Consider the following 21,730-nt stretch of genomic DNA (forward strand, 5'->3'; position numbering starts at 1 on the left):
TGCCAACCAGTATAGGCGCCGCGGCGCCCGGCTTCAGCGGTACAGCGCCGTGGGGAGCCAGAGGCCGATGCCGGGGAAGACGTACAGCAGCACCAGCGCGATCACCTGGATGCCCATGAACGGCAACATGCCGAGGAAGATCTGGTTCAGCGTCACGTGCGGCGGCGCCACGCCCTTCAGGTAAAAAGCCGACATCGCCACCGGCGGCGACAAGAACGCGGTCTGCAGGTTCAGCGCCACCAGCAGGCCGAAGAACAGCGGATCGATGCCGAAGTTGTCCAGCAGCGGGATGAAGATCGGCATGAAGATGATGATGATCTCGGTCCACTCCAGCGGCCACCCGAGCAGGAAGATGATGACCTGCGCCAGGATCATGAACTGCACCGGCGACAGGTTCAGCGACAGCACCCATTGCTCGACCAGCGCCTGCCCGCCCAGCAGCGCGAACGCCGCCGAGAAGATCGACGAACCCACGAACAGCCAGCACACCATGGCGCTGGTCTTGGCCGTCAGCAGCACCGATTCCTTGACCACGCGGAAATTGAGCTGGCGATAGGCGGCTGCCAGCACCGCGCCGCCCAGCGATCCCACCGCCGCTGCTTCTGTCGGCGTGGCCAGCCCGAATACGATCGAGCCCAGCACCGCCAGGATCAGCAGCGCCAGCGGGAAGAACGACGCCAGCAGCATCTTGAAGATTTCCAGCCGGGCGAAGCTGAAGCGCCAGTAGAAGTAGGCCAGCAGCACCACGACCACGCCCAGCATGATCCAGAACCAGCGCGGCGCCGGCTTGGCCGCGCCCGCAGCGGGTGCCGGCGGTGCCTCGGCTTGTGCGACGGGAGTTGCAGCGGAAGTTGCATCGGAATTTGCGGGCGGAGCCGCGGCCGGTGCGGCAGTGCCCGCAGGGGTGTCTGGCACCGGCGATTCTTCCGGCGGCGCTTCCAGATCATCCAGTGATGCGCTGCTGTCCTCGGCTCCGCCAAGCGACAGCGGCACTTCAGCCGCAACGCTGGCAACCGGCGCGGTCACGGCCTCATACAACGTGCCCATGATCACCGCCACGGCCAGCGCGGGCAGCAAGACGATGCCCAATTGGCGCGCGAACGCCGCGGTGGATACGTCTGCATTGCGCGGGCCCTTGAGCGCGCGCAGCATGCCGGCGCCGAAGGCGGGCAGTGCGCGTACCGCGCCGCCGGCCTGCAGCGTGCCGGCCAGTGCCGGCAGCGGCACCGCACGCTCCGCCTCGGGCAGCGGCGGCGCCACTGCCGGCTTGAGCTTGGCGGTGAGCATGATGTACAGGACGTAGAGCCCGGTCAGCATCAGCCCCGGGAAGAAGGCGCCGGCATAGAGCTGCACCACCGATACGCCCGCCGTGGCGCCATACACGATCAGCAGCACCGACGGCGGGATCAGGATGCCCAGGCATCCGCCGGCAGTGACCGCGCCGGCCGACAGCGTCGTGCTGTAGCCGGCGCGCAGCATCGCGGGAAACGCCAGCAGGCCCATCAACGTCACCACCGCGCCGACAATGCCGGTGGCTGTGGCGAAGATCGCGCATGTCACCAGCGTGGCCACGGCCAGCGAGCCGGGGATCCAGGCCAGCGCCAGGTGCAGGCTGCGGAACAGCTTCTCGATCATGTTGGAGCGCTCGACCAGATAGCCCATGAAGACAAAGAGCGGGATCGAGATCAGCACGTCATTGGTCATGACGGCATAGGCACGCTGCACCATCAGGTCCAGCGTCTGCTGCACCGCGATCTCGGGATTGGCGTGGCGATAGGCCAGCCATGAGAACAGCACGCCCATGCCCATCAGCGTGAACGCGGTGGGAAAGCCCAGCATGATCGCCACCACGATCAGCGCGAGCATCAGCAGGCCGAGATGTCCGTTGGTCCAGTCGCCCGGCGCGGGCATGAACCAGATCACGGCGCCGACGATCAGCGCCATCAGCGTCACGCCGAACCAGAGTTCCTTTCTCATCGCGCGGCGTCCTCGCGGTGGGGTGGCGGGGGCGGCTCAACCAGCTCGGCCGTCGGCGTGCCTTGCACCATTTCCTTGAGCTGTTCGACGTCCACTTCTTCGACATCGCCTTCGCGCGGCGGCCATTGCCCGCGCTGCAGGCACAGGATGCAGCGGATGGTCTCGGCCACGCCCTGCAGCAGCAACAGCGCGCCGGCAATCGGGATCACCGCCTTGAACGGGTAGATCGGCGGGCCATCGGCGGCGATCGACGAGTGTTCGTTCTGCGCCAGCGAGACCTCGAAGAAGTCGATGCCGGCCCAGGCCAGCGCGATCACGCCGGGAAAGAAGAAGGCCAGGTACAGCACCAGGTCGATCGTCGCCTGCATGCGCGGCGACAGGAAGCCATACAGGATATCGCCGCGCACGTGCCCGCGCTTGGCCAGCGTGTAGGCGCCGGCCAGCATGAACAGCGTACCGTACAGCATGTTGCTGGCATCGAACACCCATGCGTGCGGCGCGCCGAGCGCGTAGCGCGAGAACACCTCGTAGCTGATCATCAGCGTCAGCGCGATGATCAGCCACGAGCCGGCCTGGCCGACGAACGTGCTGATCCGGTCGATGCCGAACAGCAGGCGTTGCACGATGGCGCCCCGGCGTTGCTCAGGTGCGCTTGGAGAAGTAGTGGCTTGTCGCCAGCCGGAAGTCGACGTTGGTGTCGTTCTGCCAGCGGGTGGCGCGCTGCGCGAAGGCCTTCATCGAGTCGTTGACCTTCTTGAACATCGGGTTTTCCTTTTCCTTGCGCGCCACGATTTCGTCCCAGATCTTGAGCTGTGCCTGCAGCACCGAGTTGGGCGTGGCGTAGAATTTCACGCCCTGCGCCTGCAGTGCCTGGTAATCCTTGGAATAGCGGTCGATCGCCTTCATCGACATATCCGCCGAAGCCGCCTCCACCGCGTTGGCGATCAGCGCCTTCATCTTGGCGGGCAGCGCGTCATAGCGCTTCCTGTTGAACAGGATCTCGAACTGCTCCGAGGCCTGGTGGAAGCTGCGCAGCATGCAGACCTTGGACACGTCCTGGAAGCCCAGCGCGCGGTCCGAGCTGGCATTGTTGAATTCGGCGGCGTCGAGCAGGCCGCGGTCCAGGGCCGGCACGATCTCGGCGCCGGGCAGCGCGTTCACCGCGGCGCCCAGCCCGGTGAAGATATCGATCGACAGGCCGACCGTGCGGAACTTCAGTCCCTTGAAATCCTCCGGCTTGGTGATGGGCTTCTTGAACCAGCCCAGCGGCTGCGTCGGCATCGGCCCATACAGGAACGAGACCACGTCGAGGTTCAGGCTGCGGTAGATCTCTTCCTGCAGCTGCTTGCCGCCGCCGTACTTGTGCCAGGCCAGCAGCATGTTCGGATCCATACCCCACGCGGGGCCGGAGCCCCACAGCGCCAGCGCGGAGTTCTTGCCATACCAGTACGCGATCACGCCGTGGCCGCCGTCGAGAGTGCCCTTGCTGACGGCATCGATCAGGTCGAACGCCTTGACCACCGCGCCGGCGGGCAGCAGTTCGATCTTCAGGTCGCCGCCCGACATGTTGTTCACCTTGGCGACGAAATCGCCGGCAAACTCGTGGAAGATGTCCTTGGTCGGCCATGTGCTCTGCCAGCGCATGGTGACGGGACCCTGCGCCTTGACGATGGCGGGGAATCCCATTGCCGCAGCGCCGGCTGCTGCCCCGGCGGCGCCGCCGAGAAAGCCGCGCCGCGAGACACCGCCCGCGCCGCCAGTCTCGCCAGCGGCCTGCTTCGCCTGTGTTTTCCTCGTCCTGGATGCCATGATTGCCTCCATGTGTGGGTGGGGTGGCCGCGAGCGCCGGCCATCGGCCGAGGCAGCTCGTCACTGTCTTGAACACCGGAAAAGTCGGGAAAATCGGGAAAGCAATGGACCAGGAAGCTGCGCGCGCCCTGCGCAGGGTGGTCCCTGATTCCCTTCATGGTAGGAAAGGGACAGAGAACCACAATCTAGGGATTACCCGCGCAGTGTGGGCTGGCTCACTTTGGCTTTGCTGCACGGGCGCCGATGCGGCATTGCCGCAACTTCAGGCGCGCGCAATCCCTACCGTGAACTCGCCGTCGAGCGCGCCGCCGGTATCCCCGGCCTGGCTCACGCGCACAGTGCTGGGCCTGCTGCCGGCAATCGGATCCCGTGTGGTCGGCCGCGTCGGCACGCCGTGCGCGCGGTAGGCAGGGTGGCTGCCGAGCACCTGGCGGCTGAGTGCATCGTCGAAATACAGCTGGCTGGTCAGCACTTCCGACTGCGCCAGCAGCACCTTGAAATGGATATGGATGGCGCGCGACGGATACCAGCCGGGATAGATAGTGGTGAACGTCGCCACGCCGTCGGCCCCGGTGGCCTGCACGCCGCGCAGGTAGCGTGCCTGCCGGTTGGCGGCACTTTCGCCGCTGTAGCTGCCTTCGGCGTCGCAATGCCATACGCTGACCAGCGCGCCCGCGACGGGCGCGCAGCCGCGCTGTGCCTCGACCACGCGCAGGCGCAGCCGCAGCGGCTGGCCGGGACGGCCGTCGCGGATGTCGGCGCGCATCAGCGCGTCGTCCAGGTAAAAGGGCCCTTCGGTGGCTTCAGGGGTGAGCAGGCAGGCCGCCGGCACTTGCGCTTCTGCGGTGCCGATGCCGGCCAGCGCAAGCAGGGCACCCAGCTCTTGCAGGAAGCGGCGGCGTGCGGTGTCGGGATGGGCTGTCCCGACCAGGCCGGCTCCAGGGCGCACGTCCATGTGGGTCTCCGTGGGATGGCGGGGTGTGCGCTGCTGCGCGAATCGCGGGTCAGCCGGTCGGGGGATGGGCGGGACGCCTCAGCGTCCCATGGCTTTCAGCATCGAGTAGCCGTGGCTGGTGATGCGCGGTTCCTGCCGGCAACCGTGCAGGACTTCAAGCTGGACCAGTTGTTTTTCGACCAGGGCCTTCAGGTCGGTGGGATCGATCTGACGGGAATCGCTCGAATCGAGGGAGTCGGGGCCGTCGCTCAGTAGCAGCAGCGTAGCAAGTTCATGCGGGCTCAGCACGTTCATCTCCTTGGCTAGAGGGGGCGTTTGCTGGGAGTCTGCAGGGCGCACGCGGCGCCCGCGCGAAGAAGCGCGCCGTGGAGACCATGGCACTTGCGGAAGGGAGTGCTGCGTTGCGGCACGAATGCTGCAGCGCGGTGCCCAGCCGCATGCCCGGTCTCAGGCGGCTAGCTTGTTTGACGGCACCGGTAGCGCACGGTTCCTTGCCACGGCTCGCCGTTACAAGTTGCCTCGCGGTCACCGGTGTCGGAATCATTATCGGCCAGCGACGATGACAGTGTGATGGCCATGCCGGTGGCGCGGCCTTGGCCGGCGGCCCGCGCGAGCCGGTCATTCGCTTTGGCACTGGATCCCATTCAAAACCTTAACTTCCGGCGCGCGGTGCCAGCGTGACAGAATGCGGCGGCCAGGCCGCCTCAGCTGCGCGACCATGGCCTTGTTTTTTCTCATTCCGCATTCCGCACGGAGATCCTTGCATGCTGGCTGCGCGCCTGCTCCTCTGTTTCGCCTTCGTCATTGTCATGCTGACCCACGTTTCTTCCGCGGCCGGCGCTTTGCCGGCCACCGAACTCCATGCCGCCGCTGCCAGCGGCAACACCGCACGCGTGCGTGCGCTGCTTGCCAGCGGCGCCACCATCGACGCCCGTGATGCGCAGGGACGTACCGCGCTGCTGGTCGCCACGCATCACAACCGGGTGCAGGCGGCAACGGTGCTGATCGAGGCCGGCGCCGACGTCAATGCGAAGGATGCGATCCAGGACAGCCCCTACCTCTACGCCGGCGCGCGCGGCCACAACGAGATCCTGCGCATGGCGCTGGCCCACGGCGCAGACCTGCGCAGCACCAACCGCTACGGCGGCACCGCGCTGATCCCCGCCGCCGAGCGCGGGCATGTCGAGACCGTGCGCATGCTGATCGCGGCGGGCGTGGACGTCGACCATGTCAACCGGCTGAAATGGACGGCGCTGCTCGAGGCCATCATCCTCGGCAACGGCGGCGCCGCGCATACCGAGATCGTGCGCCTGCTGGTGCAGGCGCGCGCCAATGTGAACCTCGCCGACGGCGAGGGCGTCAGTCCGCTGCAGCATGCGCGCCAGCGCGGCTATGCGCAGATCGAGCGCATTCTCAGCGCCGCTGGCGCGCGCTGAGGCGCCGGCACTCCGGGCCATTCACGCGACGCGCTGTGACCCGTTCCGGCGAATCGCCTCCACCATGCCTCATATATACTGTCAGTGTGCATACAAAATGGTGAAGGCGATGTCTCCGAGAGCAAAGCGCAACGCAACGAGTGAAAGCGGCAGCACGGCAACTGCGGTGCCGGAAGCGGATCCGGCCAAGGAACTGCTCTGGGCACGTCCCGGGTTTCTTGTGCGGCGGCTTCACCAGATCCACGTGGCGATGTTCTTCGAGGAGTGCAAGGCGCCCAATATCACGCCGGTCCAGTACGCCATCCTGACTGTGTTGTCGGTGCTGCCGGGACTGGACCAGACCTCGCTGGGGCAGGAAGTGGGGCTTGACCGCACCACGACCATGGACGTGGTGCGCCGGCTGGAAGACCGCGGCCTGGTCGAGCGCCGCGAGAACCCTGCGGACCGGCGCACGCGCCATGTCCACCTGACGCGCGAAGGCAAGAGCGTGGTCACGTCGCTGCGCGCCGACATGGCGCGCGCGCAGGAACGCATGTTGGCGCCGCTGAAGCCGGCGCAGCGCGAGGTGTTCATGGAGTTGCTGGCGACGCTGGTGGAGGCCAACAACCAGTACAGCCGCACGGTGTTGCGAAGCATGTAAGCAAGGACGGCGGGCGCAAGGCCCGCCGTCCTTCATTGCGATGTGGCTCAGACCGGATAGACCAGGTCGTTCGCAATGATGGTGGTGTCATACACCACCTGCCGCTCGCGCAGCAGCAGCCTGCCGCCCTGGCGGCGGAAGCGGTCGTGATAGCTCCCGGCGAGGTGGATCGTGGTGGGGCCTTCGACCAGCGTCTGCAACAGCATGAAGTTGGCCTGCGCCACGATATCGCCGTCGGCGGTTTCAGCGCTGACCCGCGTGTTGGTCACCAGGTGCAGGTTGTAGCGCGGCGCGAACATCTGCGTATTGGCGATCGCCGCGGCGCGATCGCGCATCATGCCGATGCCTTCGGCATACACCAGCCCGACGGGCAGGTTGCGTTCGGCGTTCTCGCGCGCGGTGATGCGGTAGAGCGCATCGTCGGTGAAGAAGCCCGGCCAATGCTCGACCATGCCGGCGTCCAGTGCGGCGCAGTAGTCCGCGTGGAAGGCATCGATCTCCAGCCGCAGTTCGATCGCGCGCGCCGTGCCGAGGGTGCTCTCGCGATAGAGGGAGTAGTTCATCGGTTTCATATGCTTTTGGATTCCCGTCAGGCCGCGTTCAGAACCCCATCACGCCGCGGTAGTACTGGTACATCGCGCGGATCGCGGATTCGGAGATCAGGGAACTGGACGTGCCGACCTGCTGCGCATCCAGCTTGAGCACGTTGAGGTCGCTGCTGGAGCGGCGCACGCCTTCCTGCACGAACTTCATCGCCTCGTTGTCTTCCAGCCCGAGGAAGCCGGCGGGGCCCATCAGGTTGCCCTGGCGCAGGCGATGCTGCGTCATTTCCTCGGTATCGTCCTCGTAGCCGAACATGGTCCACAGCATCAGCATGCTGTCGGGGCCGTTGGGCACGATCTGGCGCACGCCCAGCGTGTTCATCTCGCGCTGCACGATCAGGTTCGGCCAGATCGTCTGCATCGTCACCGACCACGGCGAGTCGAACTCACGCACGTACTCCAGGAAGCGTTCGTCCTCCAGTCTCATGCCTTCGTGGTACGAGCGCATCTCCTTCTTGTTCTCGTCGCTCACGGCCGCGTACTTGTCTTCCTTCTTGGCCGATGCCATGGTGCCGTGGCGGCCGTGCACCGGGTCGGCGATCATCGCCGACTCGTTGCCCGCCACCAGCAGGCCGAACACCACCAGGAAGGAGTGCAGCAGCGTGGCGTGGTACGGGTCCTTCAGGTTCTCGTGGTACATCTTCCAGTTGCACGGCAGCTCGTTCTTGTAATAGCCGAGCACCTTGAGCGGCTTGCCGTTGAAGACCACGTCGAAGTCCTTCAGGATCTCCGGCGTCATGTAGTCTTCCAGGCTTTCCATGTCGGGGGCGTAGGAGGCGAAGATCACGCCGTTGCGCGTCGCCACGTGCAGTTTCACCAGCCCATGGTCCTCGTTGCGGAAGTCCCTGGGCATGCCGCCGGCGCGGTTGACGCCGCGCTTGAACGGAACCCCCTGCAGGTTGCCCTTGAGGTCATAGGACCACTGGTGGTAAGGGCAGACGAATTCCTTGGTGTTGCCCTGGCTGTGGCGGCAGAACTCGGCGCCGCGGTGCGCGCACCGGTTCTCGAAGACATGGATCGAGCCGTCCTCGGCGCGCGACACGACCACCGGCGTCGCGCCGACATACGAGCGCTTGAAGTCCCCGGCATGCGGGATTTCGGCTTCGAGCGCGACATAGTTCCACGAGCGGCCGCGGAAGATCTTCTGCAGCTCCAGGTCATGGACGGCCTGGCTGGTGTAGACCCAGTCGGGGATGTAGTGCAGCCCATCCTCGGGCCAGCGGCATTCATCCAGTCCCGGGTTCTTCTTGCCCAGCGTGTGCTGGATCACCGCTTGTGTCTGGTACATGTGGGGTCCTCTCAGAGTGTGATGGAGCTGTCAGCGTCGGCGTGGCATTGGCGGACGACTTGCCGCAGCGGCAATGTGCCGTCGCACAGGCGGGCCAGATGCGCCGAGACGTCCTGTCCGACCAGTGGGCGAAGCTGGCGCAGGTCGCCGCCGGCATTCACGGCAATGGCATGGCTCAGGCGGCCGTGGCGGGTGCCGAGCAGCATGAACTTCGGGGCGGCGGCATCGTGGGCGGCGGAGCCGCGCCAGGCATAGCGGATATCCGGATGCGCGGCGCCGAGCATCTGCACGTTGCAGCCGAACTGGTCGGTCCAGAACCACGGCAGCGCCGCGGGTTCCGCATCCACGCCCAGCATGGATGCCGCCGCGATGCGCGCCTGTTCATTGGCGCTTTGCCACGACTCGAGCCGCATCTCGGTGCCGAACAGCGGCTGGTGCTGGCTGCAGCAGTCGCCGGCGGCATGGATTCCCGGCGCGCTGGTGCGGCCCTGCTGGTCGACCCGGATGCCGCCATTCTGCGGATGCAGCGCCAGGCCGGCGCCGGCGGCGAGCGTCACTTCCGGGGTCAGGCCGATGGCGACCACCACCAGTGGCGCGCGCAGTCCGGAGCCGTCAGCGAGCCGCATCTGCACGGCATAGCCCCGCACATCACAGTGGGCGATGCCGCAACCGAGGCGCAGGGTCACGCCTTGTGCCCGCACCCGGTCTGCCAGCCAGGTGCCAAGCTCCGGTGGCAGCGCGCGGCCAAGCAGGCGGTCCGCGCTCTCTACCAGCGTTACCTTCAGGCCCATGCCCGCGGCGGTCGAAGCGGTCTCCAGGCCAAGGAAGCCGCCGCCGATCACCACAAGTTCGCCAGCGCGCCGCATGGCGTCGCGCAGGCGCGTTGCATCGTCCAGCGAGCGCAGGTAGTGCACATGCGGCGTACCCGGCGGCAGCGCCGCCAGCACGCGGGCATTGCCGCCGGTGGTGAGCAGGCAGGCGTCGTAGCCGATGGCGCTGCCGTCCGCCACGTGCGCGACCCGCTGCGCGGGATCGAGCGCGGTGACGCAGGCGCCCAGCCGCAGTTCGATGTCCTGGTCCGCATAGAAGCTGGCGGGATGCACGCCGATCCTGCCTTCCTGCCCGGCGTCGGCCAGCACGGACTTGGACAGTGGCGGGCGCTCGTACGGCGCGTGCCGTTCGCTGCCTGCCATGACGATGCGGCCGCCGTAGCCAAGGCCGCGCAGCGCGGCGGCGGCCATGGCCCCGGCCTGTCCGGCGCCGATGATCAGGATGGGCGTGTGCTGTGTCATGAGCGGCTCCGTTACAGCTCGACCCACACCCGGCTGTCTTCGATCTTGACCGGATAGGTGCGGATATCGCCGGTGGCGGGCGCGCACATCGCCTTGCCGGTGCGGATGTCGAAGCGTGCCTGGTGCAGCGGGCATTCGATGCAGCCGTCTTCCAGGTAGCCGTCCGACAGCAGCGCGTACTGGTGCGTGCAGACGTTGTCGGTGACAAAGTACGCATCGTCGCTGCGATAGACGGCAAGCTGGCGTTCGCCCAGCGTCAGCGGCATCACCTCGTCGTTCTGCAGCGTGTCGGCCGCATCGATGTGAATCCATGCCATGGTCATCTCCGTGAATCTGATTTGTCAGTATGCTGAATATATAAGCTCAGTGTACTGATGTTTGTGGCGCGAAATATTCTCGTTAACCCTGACTGGTGCGGGCCGCGCCGGGCGTGGGCGCGGCATTGTGCTGAAGCGCGGGACGTGCCTGCCAGCGTGCCAGGATCTCGCCCATGATGCCGCGGCGGAACGTCAGCACGCAGACCACGAAGATCAGCCCGGTCACCATGCTGACCGACTCGCCCAGCGTATCGAACCAGCTGATCCCGGTCATGGCCGCCAGCGCGTTGCCCGCATCCCCCAGCTTGTTCTCCAGCGCAACGATGACCAGCGCGCCGACCAGCGGGCCGGACAGCGTGCCCATGCCGCCAACCAATGTCATCAGGATCACCGAGCCCGATATCATCCAGTGGACATCGGTCAGCGTGGCGAAGCCCAGCACCAGGGTCTTGAGCGCCCCCGCCAGCCCTGCCAGGGCCGACGACAGCACGAACGCCAGCAGCTTGAACCGATCCGCGTCATAGCCCAGCGAGACCGCGCGCGGCTCGTTCTCCTTGATCGCCCGCAGGATCTGCCCGAAAGGCGAGTTGACGATGCGCATGATGCCGAGGAAGGCTGCGACCGTGATCGCCAGCACGACGTAGTACATGGTGTGGTCGGACGCCAGCGGCAGCACACCGAACAGCTCGCCGCGCGGCACCGCCTGCATGCCGTCTTCGCCGCCGGTCACCGGTGCCTGCAGGCAGAAGAAGTAGAACATCTGCGCCAGCGCCAGCGTGATCATGGCGAAGTAGATGCCCTGGCGGCGGATCGCCAGCGTGCCGAACACCAGTCCCAGCAGGGCACCGAACGCGGTGCCGCCCAGCAGCGCCAGTTCCGGCGTGAGCTGCAGCGACTTCATCGCATATCCGCAGGCGTAGGCCGCGCCGCCGAAGAAGGCGGCATGGCCGAACGACACCAGCCCGGTGTAGCCCAGCAGCAGGTTGAAGGCGCAGGCGAACAGCGCAAAGCACAGCAGCTTCATCACCAGCACCGGGTAGGCGCCCAGCCAGGGCGCGAGCAGCAGGGCCGCCAGCAGCAGTCCGTATGCGAACAGAGGCCGCGTTGCGTTAGTGGGACTTGCCATCATTTCTCCTTTCCAAACAGGCCGGCCGGCCGCACCAGCAGCACGCAGACCATCGCGACGAAGACAACAGTCGCGGAGGCTTCGGGGTAGTAGACCTTGGCGATGCCTTCGAACACACCCAGGCCCAGGCCGGTAAAGATCGAGCCGAGGATTGACCCCATGCCGCCGATCACCACCACCGCGAATACGGTGATGATCAGGTTCTGTCCCATCAGCGGCGACACCTGCATGACCGGCGCCGCGAGCACGCCCGCGAACGCTGCCAGGCCCACGCCGAAGGCATAGGTCAGCGTCACCAGCAGCGGCACGTTGACGCCGAAGGCCTCCACCATGCGCGGATTCTCGGTGCCGGCGCGCAGGTAGGCGCCCAGCCGGGTCTTCTCGATCATGAACCAGGTGGCGAAGCACACCGTCAGCGAAGCCAGCACCACCCAGGCACGGTAGTTGGGCAGCACCATGAAGCCCAACTGGCTGACGCCGGTCAGCGCTTCCGGGGTGGGGTAGGGCAGGCCCGAGACCCCATAGACCGAGCGCAGCAGGCCTTCGATCAGCAGGCAGATGCCGAGCGTCAGCAGCAGCCCATACAGGTGGTCGAAGCGGTACAGGTGGCGCAGCATGGTGCGCTCCAGCACCACGCCCAGCGCGCCGGCCGCGAGCGGCGCCAGCAGCAGCATCAGCCAGTAGTTGATCCCGAGGTAGTTCAGGCCCATCCAGGCCAGCACCGCGCCCAGCATGAACAACGCGCCATGCGCGAAGTTGATCACGTTGAGCAGGCCGAAGATCACGGCCAGCCCGAGGCTCAGGATCGCGTAGAACGATCCGTTGACCAGCCCCAGCAGCAGCTGGCTCAGCAGCGCGGGCAGGGGCACTCCAAACAATTCCATGACAAGGTCTCCTTACACGCCCAGCAGGGCATTGAGCGCGGGCATCTTCCGCTCCAGCTCGCCGGCGGCGAAGGCCTCCACGATGCGGCCGTGCTCCATCACGAAGAAGCGGTCCGCCAGCGGTGCCGCGAAGCGGAAGTTCTGCTCCACCATGACGATGGTGTAGCCGCGCCGGCGCAGCGTGGCGATCATCTTCGCCAGCTTTTGCACGATCACCGGCGCCAGCCCTTCCGAGATCTCGTCGAGCAGCAGCACGCTCGCGCGGGTGCGCAAGATGCGCGCCACCGCCAGCATCTGCTGCTCGCCGCCCGACATGCGCGTGCCCTGGCTCTTGCGCCGCTCGTGCAGGTTGGGGAACATCTCGTAGATCTCGGCAACGGACATCGGCTCGCGCAGCCCCGTCGCGCCTGGCCCTGCCTCGAAAGCCGGCGGCAGCATCAGGTTCTCTTCGCACGACAGGCTGGCGAAGATGGCGCGCTCCTCCGGGCAATATCCCAGCCCCAGCGGCGCGATGCGGTGTGTCTTCATGCCGATGGTTTCCTGGCCGAATACGCGCACCGATCCCTTGCGCGTGCCAACCAGTCCCATGATGGCGCGCAGCGTGGTGGTGCGACCCGCGCCGTTGCGGCCCAGCAGCGTCACCACTTCGCCCGGCTGGACCGCCAGGTCGACGCCGTGCAGGATGTGCGATTCGCCGTACCAGGCATGCAGGCCGCTCAATTCCAGAGCCGGGGTGGCGGTTGCGCTCATGCGGCCTCCTGCTGGTCTTCCGTGGTTCCCATATAGGCTTCCTTTACCTGCGGGTCGCGCGAGATCTCGTCATACGTGCCCTCGGCCAGCACGGCGCCGCGCTGCAGCACCGTGATGCGATCGACGATCGACGACACCACGCTCATGTTGTGCTCCACCATCAGCACGGTCCGTCCCGCCGACACGCGCTTGATCAGCGCCGTCACGGTCTCGACGTCCTCATGGCCCATGCCCTGCGTGGGCTCGTCCAGCAGCATCAGCTCGGGATCGGTGGCGAGCGTGGTGGCCAGCTCCAGCGCGCGCTTGCGGCCATAGGCCAGTTCGGCGGTGCCCAGGTGCGCGAAGCCGGCCAGCCCCACGTCGTCCAGCAGTTCCATCGCACGCTTGTCCAGCTGCGACAGCGAGCGCTTGCCGCGCCAGAACTGCCACGACGTACCCAGCTTGCGCTGCAGCGCGATGCGCACGTTCTCGAGCACGGTCAGCTGCGGGAACACCGCGGAAATCTGGAACGAGCGGATCACGCCCATGCGGGCGATCTGCGCCGGGCGCAGCGCGGTGATGTCGGTGCCGTTGAAATGGATGGAACCGGATGACGGGGCGTGGAACTTGGTCAGCAGGTTGAAGCAGGTGGTCTTGCCGGCGCCGTTGGGGCCGATCAGCGCGTGGATCGAGCCGCGCCGCACCGACAGGCTGACATCGCTGACGGCGGTGAAGCCCTTGAACGCCTTGGTCAGCCCCTGCGTGCGCAGGATCACGTCTTGCTCGGGCATTGGCGCGCTCACTTCTTGACCAGCGCGCATTCGCTGGCGGACAGGGGGCGGAAGGCCTCGTCGCCGGGAATCGTGCCGATGTACTTGACCAGGTCCCACGGCCCCTTCGATTCCGCCGGCGTCTTGGCCTGGGCCAGGTACATGTCGTGCACCATGCGGCCATCGATCCGGACCTTGCCGTTGCGCACGAAGGCGTCGTTGACGGGCAGGGCGCGCATCTTGTCCGCCACCGCGGGGCCCTCGACGGTCCTGGCGGCTTCCACGGCCTTCAGGTAATGCAGCACACCGGAATAGACGCCGATCTGCCCGTGCGTGGGATACGCCTTGTGGCGCTTGTAGTAGCGTTCGACGAAGTCCTTCGACTTTGCGTCGAGGTCGAGCCTGAACGGGTCGACATAGGTCAGGCCCTGCGCGGCGGGCAGTCCCAGGCTCTTGATGTCGGTGATGAAGGTGGACGGGGTGATGACCGTCTGCCCCGCCTTGATCAGGCCGAACTCGCCGGCCGCCTTGACGCCGTTGATCATGTCATTGCCGGCATTGGCCAGCACCACCACCTTGGCCTTGGAGGCCGAGGCCGCGACCACCGGGCTGCTGAAATCGCTGGCATTGAGCGGATGGCGGGTGCTGCCCACGTTCTTGCCGCCGCCGGCATCCACGGCCTTGCGGAAGTCGGCTTCCAGCGACTGGCCGAAGGCGTAGTCCACCGTGATGTAGTACCAGCTGTTGCGGCCCTGGTCGATCAGGCGGCGCACCAGCGGATACGACACCGAGTAAGTGTCCCAGGCCCAGTGGAATCCCGTGGGCGAGCAGTTCTGGTTGGTCAGCGCCATGGCGCCGCCGGTGGAGACGATATCGATCTTCTGCTTCTGGCGCGCGACTTCCTGCACCGCCAGCGCGGTCGACGAGTTGGGGAAGTCGATCACCATGTCGACACCGTCCGTATCGAACCAGCGGCGCGCCAGCGACGAGGCGATATCGGCCTTGTTCTGGTGATCGGCGGACAGCACTGTGACGGGCTTGCCCAGCGCCTTGCCGCCGAACTCCTCGACGGCCATCTGGGCGGCAACGACCGAGCCCTTGCCGGACAGGTCGGCATAGGAACCGGACATATCGGTGATGACGCCGATCTTCACGCCGCTGGCGTCGGCCAGGGCGGGCGCGGCCTGCGCCAGGCCGAGCAGGGCGGACGACGCGGCAAGGGTGCGGAGAATGCGAGAGGTGGACATGGGGGCTCCAGTTTGTCTGCGCGAAGGGACGGAAGTTGGCGATGGCTGCATTCGCCCGACGCGGGCGCCATCGCCGCGCTCGCGTCGGAAATAATTCAGTATGCTGAAGATGTATGGGTGAAAAGGGCGGACCTCTCCGCCCTGTCAATGCACTGTCAGCAGCGCTCAGGTGGACAGGTCACGCCCGCGCGTCTCCGGCACGAACACCATGCCGATGACGAAGGCGAGTCCGGCGATGACCACCGGATACCAGAGGCCAAAGTACACGTCGCCGCTGGACACGTTCATCGCCGTGACCACGAACGACAGCATGCCGCCGACCCAGCCCGCACCAAGGTGGAAGGGCAGCGACAGCGAGGTGTAGCGCACCCTGGCCGGGAACAGCTCGACCATGAAGGCGGCCATCGGGCCATAGACCATGGCCAGGAACAGGATCGGCACCAGCAGCAGCATGAATACCATCGGCGTATTCATCCTGGCGGGATCGGCGCGCTCGGGCCATCCGGCCTCGATCAGCGCGCCCTTGATGGCGGCGCGGTCGAAGCCCTGCAGAGTGCGCTCGCCGATCCGTACTTCGGCCTGTGCCGGATCGCTGGCCGGCACGAAGGTGTAGCCCACGCCCAGGTCGGTCAGGTAGCCGCGGATCTTGTCGCAGGCCGACACCGGTTCGCCGAACAGGCGCGCCCGGCAGTCGCCGGCGCTCACCTGCACCGCGCCTTGCCGCTGGAACTGCTCCAGCGCCGGATTAGCGTAGTGGGTCAGCCCCTTGAACACCGGCTGGATGCATAGCGCCGCCAGCAGGCACGCCGCCATCATGATGTACTTGCGGCCGATGCGGTCCGACAGCCAGCCGAAGAACAGGTAGCAGGGCGTGGCCACCACCAGTGCGATCGCGATCAGCTTGTGCACGGTTTCGATCGGCACGTGCAGCGTCTTGTTGAGGAAGAACATGCTGTAGAAGTGGCCGGTGCCGAAGATCGCGCCAAGGCCTGCGGCCACCACGAACAGCAGCAGCACCGACTTCAGGTTCTGCCACTGGGTGAAGCTCTCGCGGATGGGGGACTTCGAGGTGGCATTGCTCGCCTTCATGCGCGCGAACACCGGCGATTCATGCAGCTTGCCGCGGATATAGACCGAGATCACCAGCATCACCAGCGACACGATGAACGGGATGCGCCAGCCCCACGTGCGGAATTCCGCTTCGGTCAGGAAGGTCTTGAGCAGATACACCACGAACAGCGAGGCCAGCAGCCCCAGCGTGGCCGTGGTCTGCAGCGAGCTGGTGTAGAAGCCGCGCTTGCTTGCCGGCGAGTGCTCGGCGACGTACGTGACCGCGCCGCCCACTTCGCCGCCGAGCGCCAGGCCTTGCAGCAGGCGCAGCAGCACCAGCAGCACCGTGGCGGTGATGCCGATCTGCTCGTATGTCGGCAGCACGCCGACGCCCACGGTGGCCACTCCCATCAGCAGGATGGTGACCAGGAAGGTGTACTTGCGGCCGATCCGGTCGCCCAGGCGACCGAACAGCAGCGCGCCCACCGGGCGGATCAGGAAGCCTGCGCCGAAGGTGGCCAGGCTGGCCAGGAAGGCGGCCGTTTCATTGCCCGGCGGAAAGAACAGTGCGCCGAAGTACACTGCCAGCGCCGCGTAGATGTAAAAGTCATACCACTCCATCAGGGCGCCGAAGGATGAGGCAAGGATGACCTTGCGTTCTTCGGCGGTCATGCCGGAGGCTGGGGCGCGCTTGTCGGCGTGCTTGTCGGCACGCTTCTCGGCGCGGGTCAGGCTGATCGTCATGGCGGGGGCTCCTCTTGGTCAGGCCGTTGTCTCTGTTGTTTGTTTGCTTCCCGGTGGTGCCGGCGCCGGTGGCGCGGGTCGTCATGACCCGCCACTGTGCAGCGCCGCATGCCGCCGGTGCATCAGTCAGTATGCTGATGAGAAACGCAGTATGCTGAGCAAAATGCGGGCCAGTGCCGGCGCTTCCTGGTGTCTCCCCAAGTCGCCGGAAAGCCCGATTTAAACGGTTATTTCATATTGTCAGCATACTGAGCATCTGCGAGTCAGTGTACTGAGCGACTTTGCCCATCGTTATAGGTGTTAACCCTCCGCGCGGCGTCTGGACTTTTGAAAATCCGCTGACTAGAATCCGAAACTAATCAGTGTACTGAGCAATTAGAGAAACAACGCGTTTGCGCACGCGGGACAAGCTCGGCACGCAGCGATTCCACCCATCAGGAGCCCCCACCAGCATGACCTACGTGAAGAAGATCGCCCTGGAAGAGCATTTCATGACCCCCGGCTTCCAGGCTTATTCCAAAGGGTTCACGCGGCATATCGACCCGGCGGTGTTTGCCGAGCTCGGTCGCCGCCTTGCCGATTTCGACGAAGAGCGCCTGGCCGAGATGGACCGGTGCGGCATCGATATCACCGTGCTGTCGCAAACCGGGCCCGGCGTCCAGGGCGAACCCGACACCGGGCTGGCGCTGGCGCGGGCGCGCGAGAGCAATGACTTCCTGGCGGCGCAGATTGCGCGCCATCCGACGCGCTATGCCGGCTTTGCCGCGCTGCCGATGCATGACCCGCTGCAGGCGGCAGCCGAACTGGAGCGAGCCGTGCAGCAGCTCGGCTTCAGGGGCTCGCTGGTGAACGGCCATACACATGGGCGCTACTACGACGATCCCGCCTATGACGCATTCTGGGAACGCATGCAGGCGCTGGATGTACCGATGTACCTGCATCCGACCGATGCCTTCGTGTCGCCGCAAGTGCTCGCCGGCCATCCGGAACTGGCCGGGGCCGCGTGGGGGTGGGGCGTGGAAACCGCCTCGCACGCGCTGCGGCTGCTGTTCAGCGGCGTGTTCGACCGCTTTCCGCGGCTGAAGCTGATCCTCGGCCATATGGGCGAGGGCCTGCCGTACCAGCGCTGGCGCTTCGACAGCCGCTTCGCGGTCTATTCGCACGGCGTGCAGCTGGAGCGCGCGCCATCCGAGTACATCGGCACCAATATCGTCATCACCACCTCGGGCGTGTGCTCGCACGGCGCGCTGACGGGTGCCATCGCCGAGCTGGGGCCGGAGGCGGTGATGTTCTCGGTCGACTATCCCTATGAATCCACCGAAGTGGCCGCGCGGTTCATCGACAGCGCGCCGCTCGACGACACCACGCGCGCGCTGGTCTGCCATGGCAACGCGCAACGCCTGCTCAGGCTCTGATCGCACCAACCGGGAACCCTCATGCAAAAAGTCTTTCGTATCGGCCAGATCGTCCCCAGCTCGAACACGACGATGGAAACCGAAATCCCCGCCATGCTGATGGCGCGCCAGCAGATCCGCCCGCAGCGCTTCACCTTCCATTCGAGCCGCATGCGGATGAAGAAGGTGGTCAAGGAAGAGCTGGCGGCAATGGATGCCGAGTCCGACCGCTGCGCGGTGGAGCTGAGCGATGCCCGCGTCGACGTGCTCGGCTATGCCTGCCTGGTCGCGATCATGGCGATGGGCCATGGCTACCACCGGCAGTCCGAACAGCGCCTGAAGGCGCACACCACGGCCAACGGCGGCGACGCGCCCGTCATCACCAGTGCCGGCGCGCTGGTGGATGCGCTCAAGGTGATGGGTGCAAAGCGCATTGCAGTGGTCGCGCCCTACATGAAGCCGCTGACCGAACTGGTCGTGGACTACATCCGCAACGAGGGCCATGAAGTCGTGGACTACCGCGCGCTGGAGATCCCCGACAACCTCGACGTGGGCCGCCATGACCCGGCGCGCCTGCCGGAGATCGTCGCGCAGATGAATTTCGCCGATGCCGACGTGATCGTGCTGTCCGCCTGCGTGCAGATGCCATCGCTGCCGGCGGTGGCGAAGGTCGAGGCGATGACCGGCAAGCCGGTGCTGACCGCCGCCATTGCCACCACCTACGCGATGCTCCGGGCGCTGGACCTGGAGCCGGTGGTGCCGGGCGCGGGCGCGCTGCTGTCCGGCGCCTACTGAGGAGCGGCGATGAGTACCTTCCAGTACGGCGGCCACGTCCACGCCAACGGCATCCGCCAGCATTACCTGCGCTACGGCGGCAATGAGGGCGAGCGTGCCGCGCGCGACGCCGTCGTGATCGTGCCGGGCATCACCAGCCCCGCGATCACCTGGGGCTTTGTCGGCGAGCGCTTCGGCACGCGCTTTGACACCTACATCCTCGACGTGCGCGGCCGCGGGCTGTCCTCGGCGGAGCCGGAACTCGACTACGGCCTGGATGCACAGGCGCGCGATGTAACGGCCTTCGCCGAAGCGCTGGGCCTGCGGCGCTACAGCGTGGTCGGCCATTCGATGGGTGCACGGATCGGCCTGCGTGCCGCGGCGGCACAGCCGGGCGGGCTGGCGCGGCTGGTGATGGTCGACCCGCCCGTGTCGGGGCCCGGGCGTCGCCCGTATCCGGCGCAACTGCCGTGGTACGTCGATTCGATCCGGCTGTCCCGGGAAGGCACCGGCCTGGAAGGCATGCGCCGCTTCTGCCCGACCTGGACCGACGAGCAACTGCGCCTGCGCGCCGAATGGCTGCACACCTGCAATGAAGACGCGGTGGTGCGCAGCTTCGAGGATTTCCACCATGACGATATCCACGCAGACATGCCGCGGGTCAGGGTGCCAACGCTGTTGATGACCGCAGGGCGCGGCGACGTGGTGCGGCCCGAAGACGTCGCGGAGATCCGCATGCTGCTGCCCGGCATGCTGGTCAGCCACGTGGCCGATGCCGGCCACATGATCCCGTGGGATGACGAAGCGGGCTTCTACGCCGCGCTGGGGGATTTCCTCGGCGCGCCGCTGGCGCAATCGCTGGCGCAATCGCTGGCGCAATAACGAGCAAGGAGCCGACATGCCGGTAACTGACCACCAGATGATCGAGGCGTGGCGCAAGGTGCTGCGGCTGTCCCGGCTGGAGCGGGGCCAGACCGTCACCATCCTGACCAGTGCCGCCACCCACCCGCAGACGCTGTCCACCGCGCTGACCGCCACGCAGTCGATGGGCGCCATCGTCAACCGGCTCGACCTGCCGCCCGTCAACGGCGAAAAGGCGCTGAGCCGCGATGCGCTCGCCTACCTCGGCACCACGCCGCTGACCGGCAACCCGGCTGCCATCGCCGCGCTGAAGGCGAGCGACCTGGTGCTGGACCTGATGACGCTGCTGTTCTCGCCCGAGCAGCACGAGATCCTGCAGGGCGGGACCAAAATCCTGCTGGCCGTCGAGCCGCCCGAGGTGCTGGCGCGCATGGTGCCCTGCGAGGCCGATCGCGAACGCGTGAAGGCGGCCTCGCAGCGGCTGGCAAGCGCAAAGGAGATGCACGTCCTCTCGCCCGCCGGCACCGACCTGCGCTGCCCGCTGGGTGAATTCCCCGCCATCAGCGAGTACGGCTTTGTCGACGAGCCCGGGCGCTGGGACCACTGGCCCAGCGGCTTTGCGCTCACCTGGCCGAACGAAGGCGCCGCCCACGGCACCATCGTGCTGGACCAGGGCGACATCCTGCTGCCGCAGAAGGCCTACGTGACCGAGCCGATCCGCCTGACGGTGGAAGCCGGTTTTGCGACGCGCATCGAAGGCGGGCTCCATGCCGAGCTGCTGAGCGAGTACATGGCGTCGTTCAACGATCCGGAGGCGTATGCGATCTCGCATATCGGCTGGGGGCTGCAGCCGCGCGCGCACTGGTCGACGCTGGGCCTGTACGACCGCGAGGCCACCATCGGCATGGATGCGCGCGCGTTCGAGGGCAACTTCCTGTTTTCGCTCGGTCCCAACAACGAGGCCGGCGGCCATCGCACCACGGCCTGCCATATCGACATCCCGCTGCGGCGATGCACCGTGCGCCTGGACGGCGTCGACGTGGTGGCCGCGGGCAAGGTGACCGACGGTTTCCGCTATCCGGAGGACAAGTCGTGATGCACAAGGAAATCGGCGCGTACCAGCGCCAGGGCTTCGGCAATGCGCTTGAGTTGGCTGGGCCCTTCGGGCTGCTGATCGTGGATTTCGTCAACGGCTTTGCCGATCCGGCGGTATTCGGCGGCGGCAACATCCGCGACGCCATCGCCAGCACCGTGCCGCTGCTCGCGATAGCGCGGCGCGAAGGCTGGCCGGTCGCGCACAGCCGCATCGTATATGCGGACGATGGTGCGGACCACAACGTGTTCTCGATGAAGGTACCGAACATGCTGACGCTGAAGGAGCATGCCTTCCACAGCGCCATCGTAGAAGAACTGGCGCCGCAGCCGGGCGAACTGGTGGTGCGCAAGACGGTGCCGTCGGCGTTCTTCGGCACGTCGCTGGCGGCGTGGCTGACGCAGCGCGGCGTGCGCACGCTGCTGGTAGCCGGTGCCGTCACCAGCGGCTGCGTGCGCGCCAGCGTGGTCGATGCGATGCAGTACGGCTTCCGCCCGCTGGTGCTGTCCGACTGCGTGGGCGACCGCGCGCTGGCGCCGCACGAGGCCAACCTGTTCGACATGGCGCAGAAGTACGCGACGGTCGCCACGCGGGCGGAGGGGCTTGCCGCCATCGGCGTGCGGGAATAGGCGCATGTAGGGGCGGGATGCGGTAAAGCCGCAATTGACAGGGCCGCCCGCATTTTCATAGGATTTTGGTCAGCATGCTGAATAAACCACGCTTATCATCGGAACGGACAGGG

General features: G+C 66.5%; 22 protein-coding genes. 7 read left to right on the forward strand and 15 right to left on the reverse strand.

Annotated features, from left to right (window positions below):
• Positions 1-33 precede the first annotated feature (33 nt).
• From JTE92_RS03180 to JTE92_RS03200, 5 genes are all read right to left on the reverse strand, one after another.
• Entirely contained in the window at positions 34-1,977 is a 1,944-nt protein-coding gene (locus tag JTE92_RS03180) for a TRAP transporter large permease (RefSeq protein ID WP_063241921.1), read from the reverse strand.
• On the reverse strand, positions 1,974-2,600 hold the full coding sequence (locus tag JTE92_RS03185) for a TRAP transporter small permease subunit (protein ID WP_063241920.1): 627 nt from the start codon (positions 2,598-2,600) through the stop codon (positions 1,974-1,976). Before JTE92_RS03185 ends, JTE92_RS03180 begins: the two co-directional genes overlap by 4 nt.
• Positions 2,601-2,619: 19 nt before the next feature.
• Positions 2,620-3,786 (reverse strand): TRAP transporter substrate-binding protein, encoded by a 1,167-nt coding sequence (locus JTE92_RS03190; RefSeq protein ID WP_116386953.1) that lies wholly within the window; start codon positions 3,784-3,786, stop codon positions 2,620-2,622.
• A gap of 262 nt (positions 3,787-4,048) precedes the next feature.
• Positions 4,049-4,741, reverse strand: a complete 693-nt coding sequence (locus JTE92_RS03195; RefSeq protein WP_063241918.1) for an intradiol ring-cleavage dioxygenase — start codon at positions 4,739-4,741, stop codon at positions 4,049-4,051.
• 78 nt (positions 4,742-4,819) lie between these two features.
• Positions 4,820-5,029 (reverse strand): hypothetical protein, encoded by a 210-nt coding sequence (locus JTE92_RS03200; protein ID WP_063241939.1) that lies wholly within the window; start codon positions 5,027-5,029, stop codon positions 4,820-4,822.
• 476 nt (positions 5,030-5,505) lie between these two features.
• Here JTE92_RS03200 and JTE92_RS03205 point away from each other — a divergent pair, with 476 nt between their 5' ends.
• Positions 5,506-6,177: an ankyrin repeat domain-containing protein gene (locus JTE92_RS03205; protein WP_063241917.1), complete on the forward strand. Its 672-nt coding sequence runs from the start codon at positions 5,506-5,508 to the stop codon at positions 6,175-6,177.
• Positions 6,178-6,286: 109 nt separating this feature from the next.
• Complete coding sequence (locus JTE92_RS03210; RefSeq protein WP_063241938.1) at positions 6,287-6,817, forward strand: MarR family winged helix-turn-helix transcriptional regulator; 531 nt, start codon at positions 6,287-6,289, stop codon at positions 6,815-6,817.
• 47 nt (positions 6,818-6,864) lie between these two features.
• Here JTE92_RS03210 and JTE92_RS03215 read toward each other — a convergent pair whose 3' ends face one another.
• The 10 genes from JTE92_RS03215 to JTE92_RS03260 all read right to left on the reverse strand — a co-directional run bounded on the left by JTE92_RS03215 (position 6,865) and on the right by JTE92_RS03260 (position 16,866).
• Positions 6,865-7,380, reverse strand: coding sequence for an aromatic-ring-hydroxylating dioxygenase subunit beta (locus JTE92_RS03215; RefSeq protein ID WP_174544898.1), 516 nt, complete (start codon positions 7,378-7,380; stop codon positions 6,865-6,867).
• A gap of 37 nt (positions 7,381-7,417) precedes the next feature.
• Positions 7,418-8,707 (reverse strand): aromatic ring-hydroxylating dioxygenase subunit alpha, encoded by a 1,290-nt coding sequence (locus tag JTE92_RS03220; RefSeq protein WP_063241915.1) that lies wholly within the window; start codon positions 8,705-8,707, stop codon positions 7,418-7,420.
• Between the two features lie 11 nt (positions 8,708-8,718).
• Positions 8,719-9,999: an NAD(P)/FAD-dependent oxidoreductase gene (locus tag JTE92_RS03225; protein WP_063241914.1), complete on the reverse strand. Its 1,281-nt coding sequence runs from the start codon at positions 9,997-9,999 to the stop codon at positions 8,719-8,721.
• Positions 10,000-10,010: 11 nt separating this feature from the next.
• Positions 10,011-10,316, reverse strand: coding sequence for a non-heme iron oxygenase ferredoxin subunit (locus JTE92_RS03230; protein ID WP_063241913.1), 306 nt, complete (start codon positions 10,314-10,316; stop codon positions 10,011-10,013).
• Positions 10,317-10,398: 82 nt separating this feature from the next.
• Positions 10,399-11,442 carry a branched-chain amino acid ABC transporter permease gene (locus JTE92_RS03235; protein WP_063241912.1) on the reverse strand — a complete coding sequence of 348 codons (1,044 nt, stop codon included), beginning with the start codon at positions 11,440-11,442 and terminating at the stop codon, positions 10,399-10,401.
• Entirely contained in the window at positions 11,442-12,326 is an 885-nt protein-coding gene (locus JTE92_RS03240) for a branched-chain amino acid ABC transporter permease (protein WP_063241911.1), read from the reverse strand. The genes JTE92_RS03235 and JTE92_RS03240 overlap by 1 nt, the downstream gene beginning before the upstream one ends.
• 12 nt (positions 12,327-12,338) lie before the next feature.
• On the reverse strand, positions 12,339-13,076 hold the full coding sequence (locus tag JTE92_RS03245; RefSeq protein WP_063241910.1) for an ABC transporter ATP-binding protein: 738 nt from the start codon (positions 13,074-13,076) through the stop codon (positions 12,339-12,341).
• On the reverse strand, positions 13,073-13,846 hold the full coding sequence (locus tag JTE92_RS03250; protein ID WP_063241909.1) for an ABC transporter ATP-binding protein: 774 nt from the start codon (positions 13,844-13,846) through the stop codon (positions 13,073-13,075). Before JTE92_RS03250 ends, JTE92_RS03245 begins: the two co-directional genes overlap by 4 nt.
• A gap of 8 nt (positions 13,847-13,854) precedes the next feature.
• A complete protein-coding gene (locus JTE92_RS03255) occupies positions 13,855-15,072 on the reverse strand; it encodes an ABC transporter substrate-binding protein (protein ID WP_063241908.1) in 1,218 nt (405 codons plus the stop codon).
• 165 nt (positions 15,073-15,237) lie between these two features.
• Positions 15,238-16,866, reverse strand: coding sequence for an MFS transporter (locus JTE92_RS03260; protein ID WP_063241907.1), 1,629 nt, complete (start codon positions 16,864-16,866; stop codon positions 15,238-15,240).
• 452 nt (positions 16,867-17,318) lie between these two features.
• Here JTE92_RS03260 and JTE92_RS03265 point away from each other — a divergent pair, with 452 nt between their 5' ends.
• The 5 genes from JTE92_RS03265 to JTE92_RS03285 are packed head-to-tail and all read left to right on the forward strand — an operon-like array spanning position 17,319 to position 21,617.
• A complete protein-coding gene (locus JTE92_RS03265; RefSeq protein ID WP_063241906.1) occupies positions 17,319-18,281 on the forward strand; it encodes an amidohydrolase family protein in 963 nt (320 codons plus the stop codon).
• Between the two features lie 21 nt (positions 18,282-18,302).
• A complete protein-coding gene (locus JTE92_RS03270) occupies positions 18,303-19,055 on the forward strand; it encodes a maleate cis-trans isomerase family protein (protein WP_063241905.1) in 753 nt (250 codons plus the stop codon).
• 9 nt (positions 19,056-19,064) lie between these two features.
• Positions 19,065-19,916 (forward strand): alpha/beta fold hydrolase, encoded by an 852-nt coding sequence (locus tag JTE92_RS03275; RefSeq protein ID WP_063241904.1) that lies wholly within the window; start codon positions 19,065-19,067, stop codon positions 19,914-19,916.
• A 16-nt stretch (positions 19,917-19,932) separates the two neighbouring features.
• A complete protein-coding gene (locus tag JTE92_RS03280) occupies positions 19,933-20,991 on the forward strand; it encodes a 2,5-dihydroxypyridine 5,6-dioxygenase NicX family protein (RefSeq protein ID WP_063241903.1) in 1,059 nt (352 codons plus the stop codon).
• On the forward strand, positions 20,991-21,617 hold the full coding sequence (locus JTE92_RS03285) for an N-carbamoylsarcosine amidohydrolase (protein WP_063241902.1): 627 nt from the start codon (positions 20,991-20,993) through the stop codon (positions 21,615-21,617). The genes JTE92_RS03280 and JTE92_RS03285 overlap by 1 nt, the downstream gene beginning before the upstream one ends.
• Positions 21,618-21,730 lie beyond the last annotated feature (113 nt).

Origin of the sequence: Cupriavidus oxalaticus (genome assembly GCF_016894385.1) — a bacterium.
GTDB classification, from domain to species: domain Bacteria; phylum Pseudomonadota; class Gammaproteobacteria; order Burkholderiales; family Burkholderiaceae; genus Cupriavidus; species Cupriavidus oxalaticus.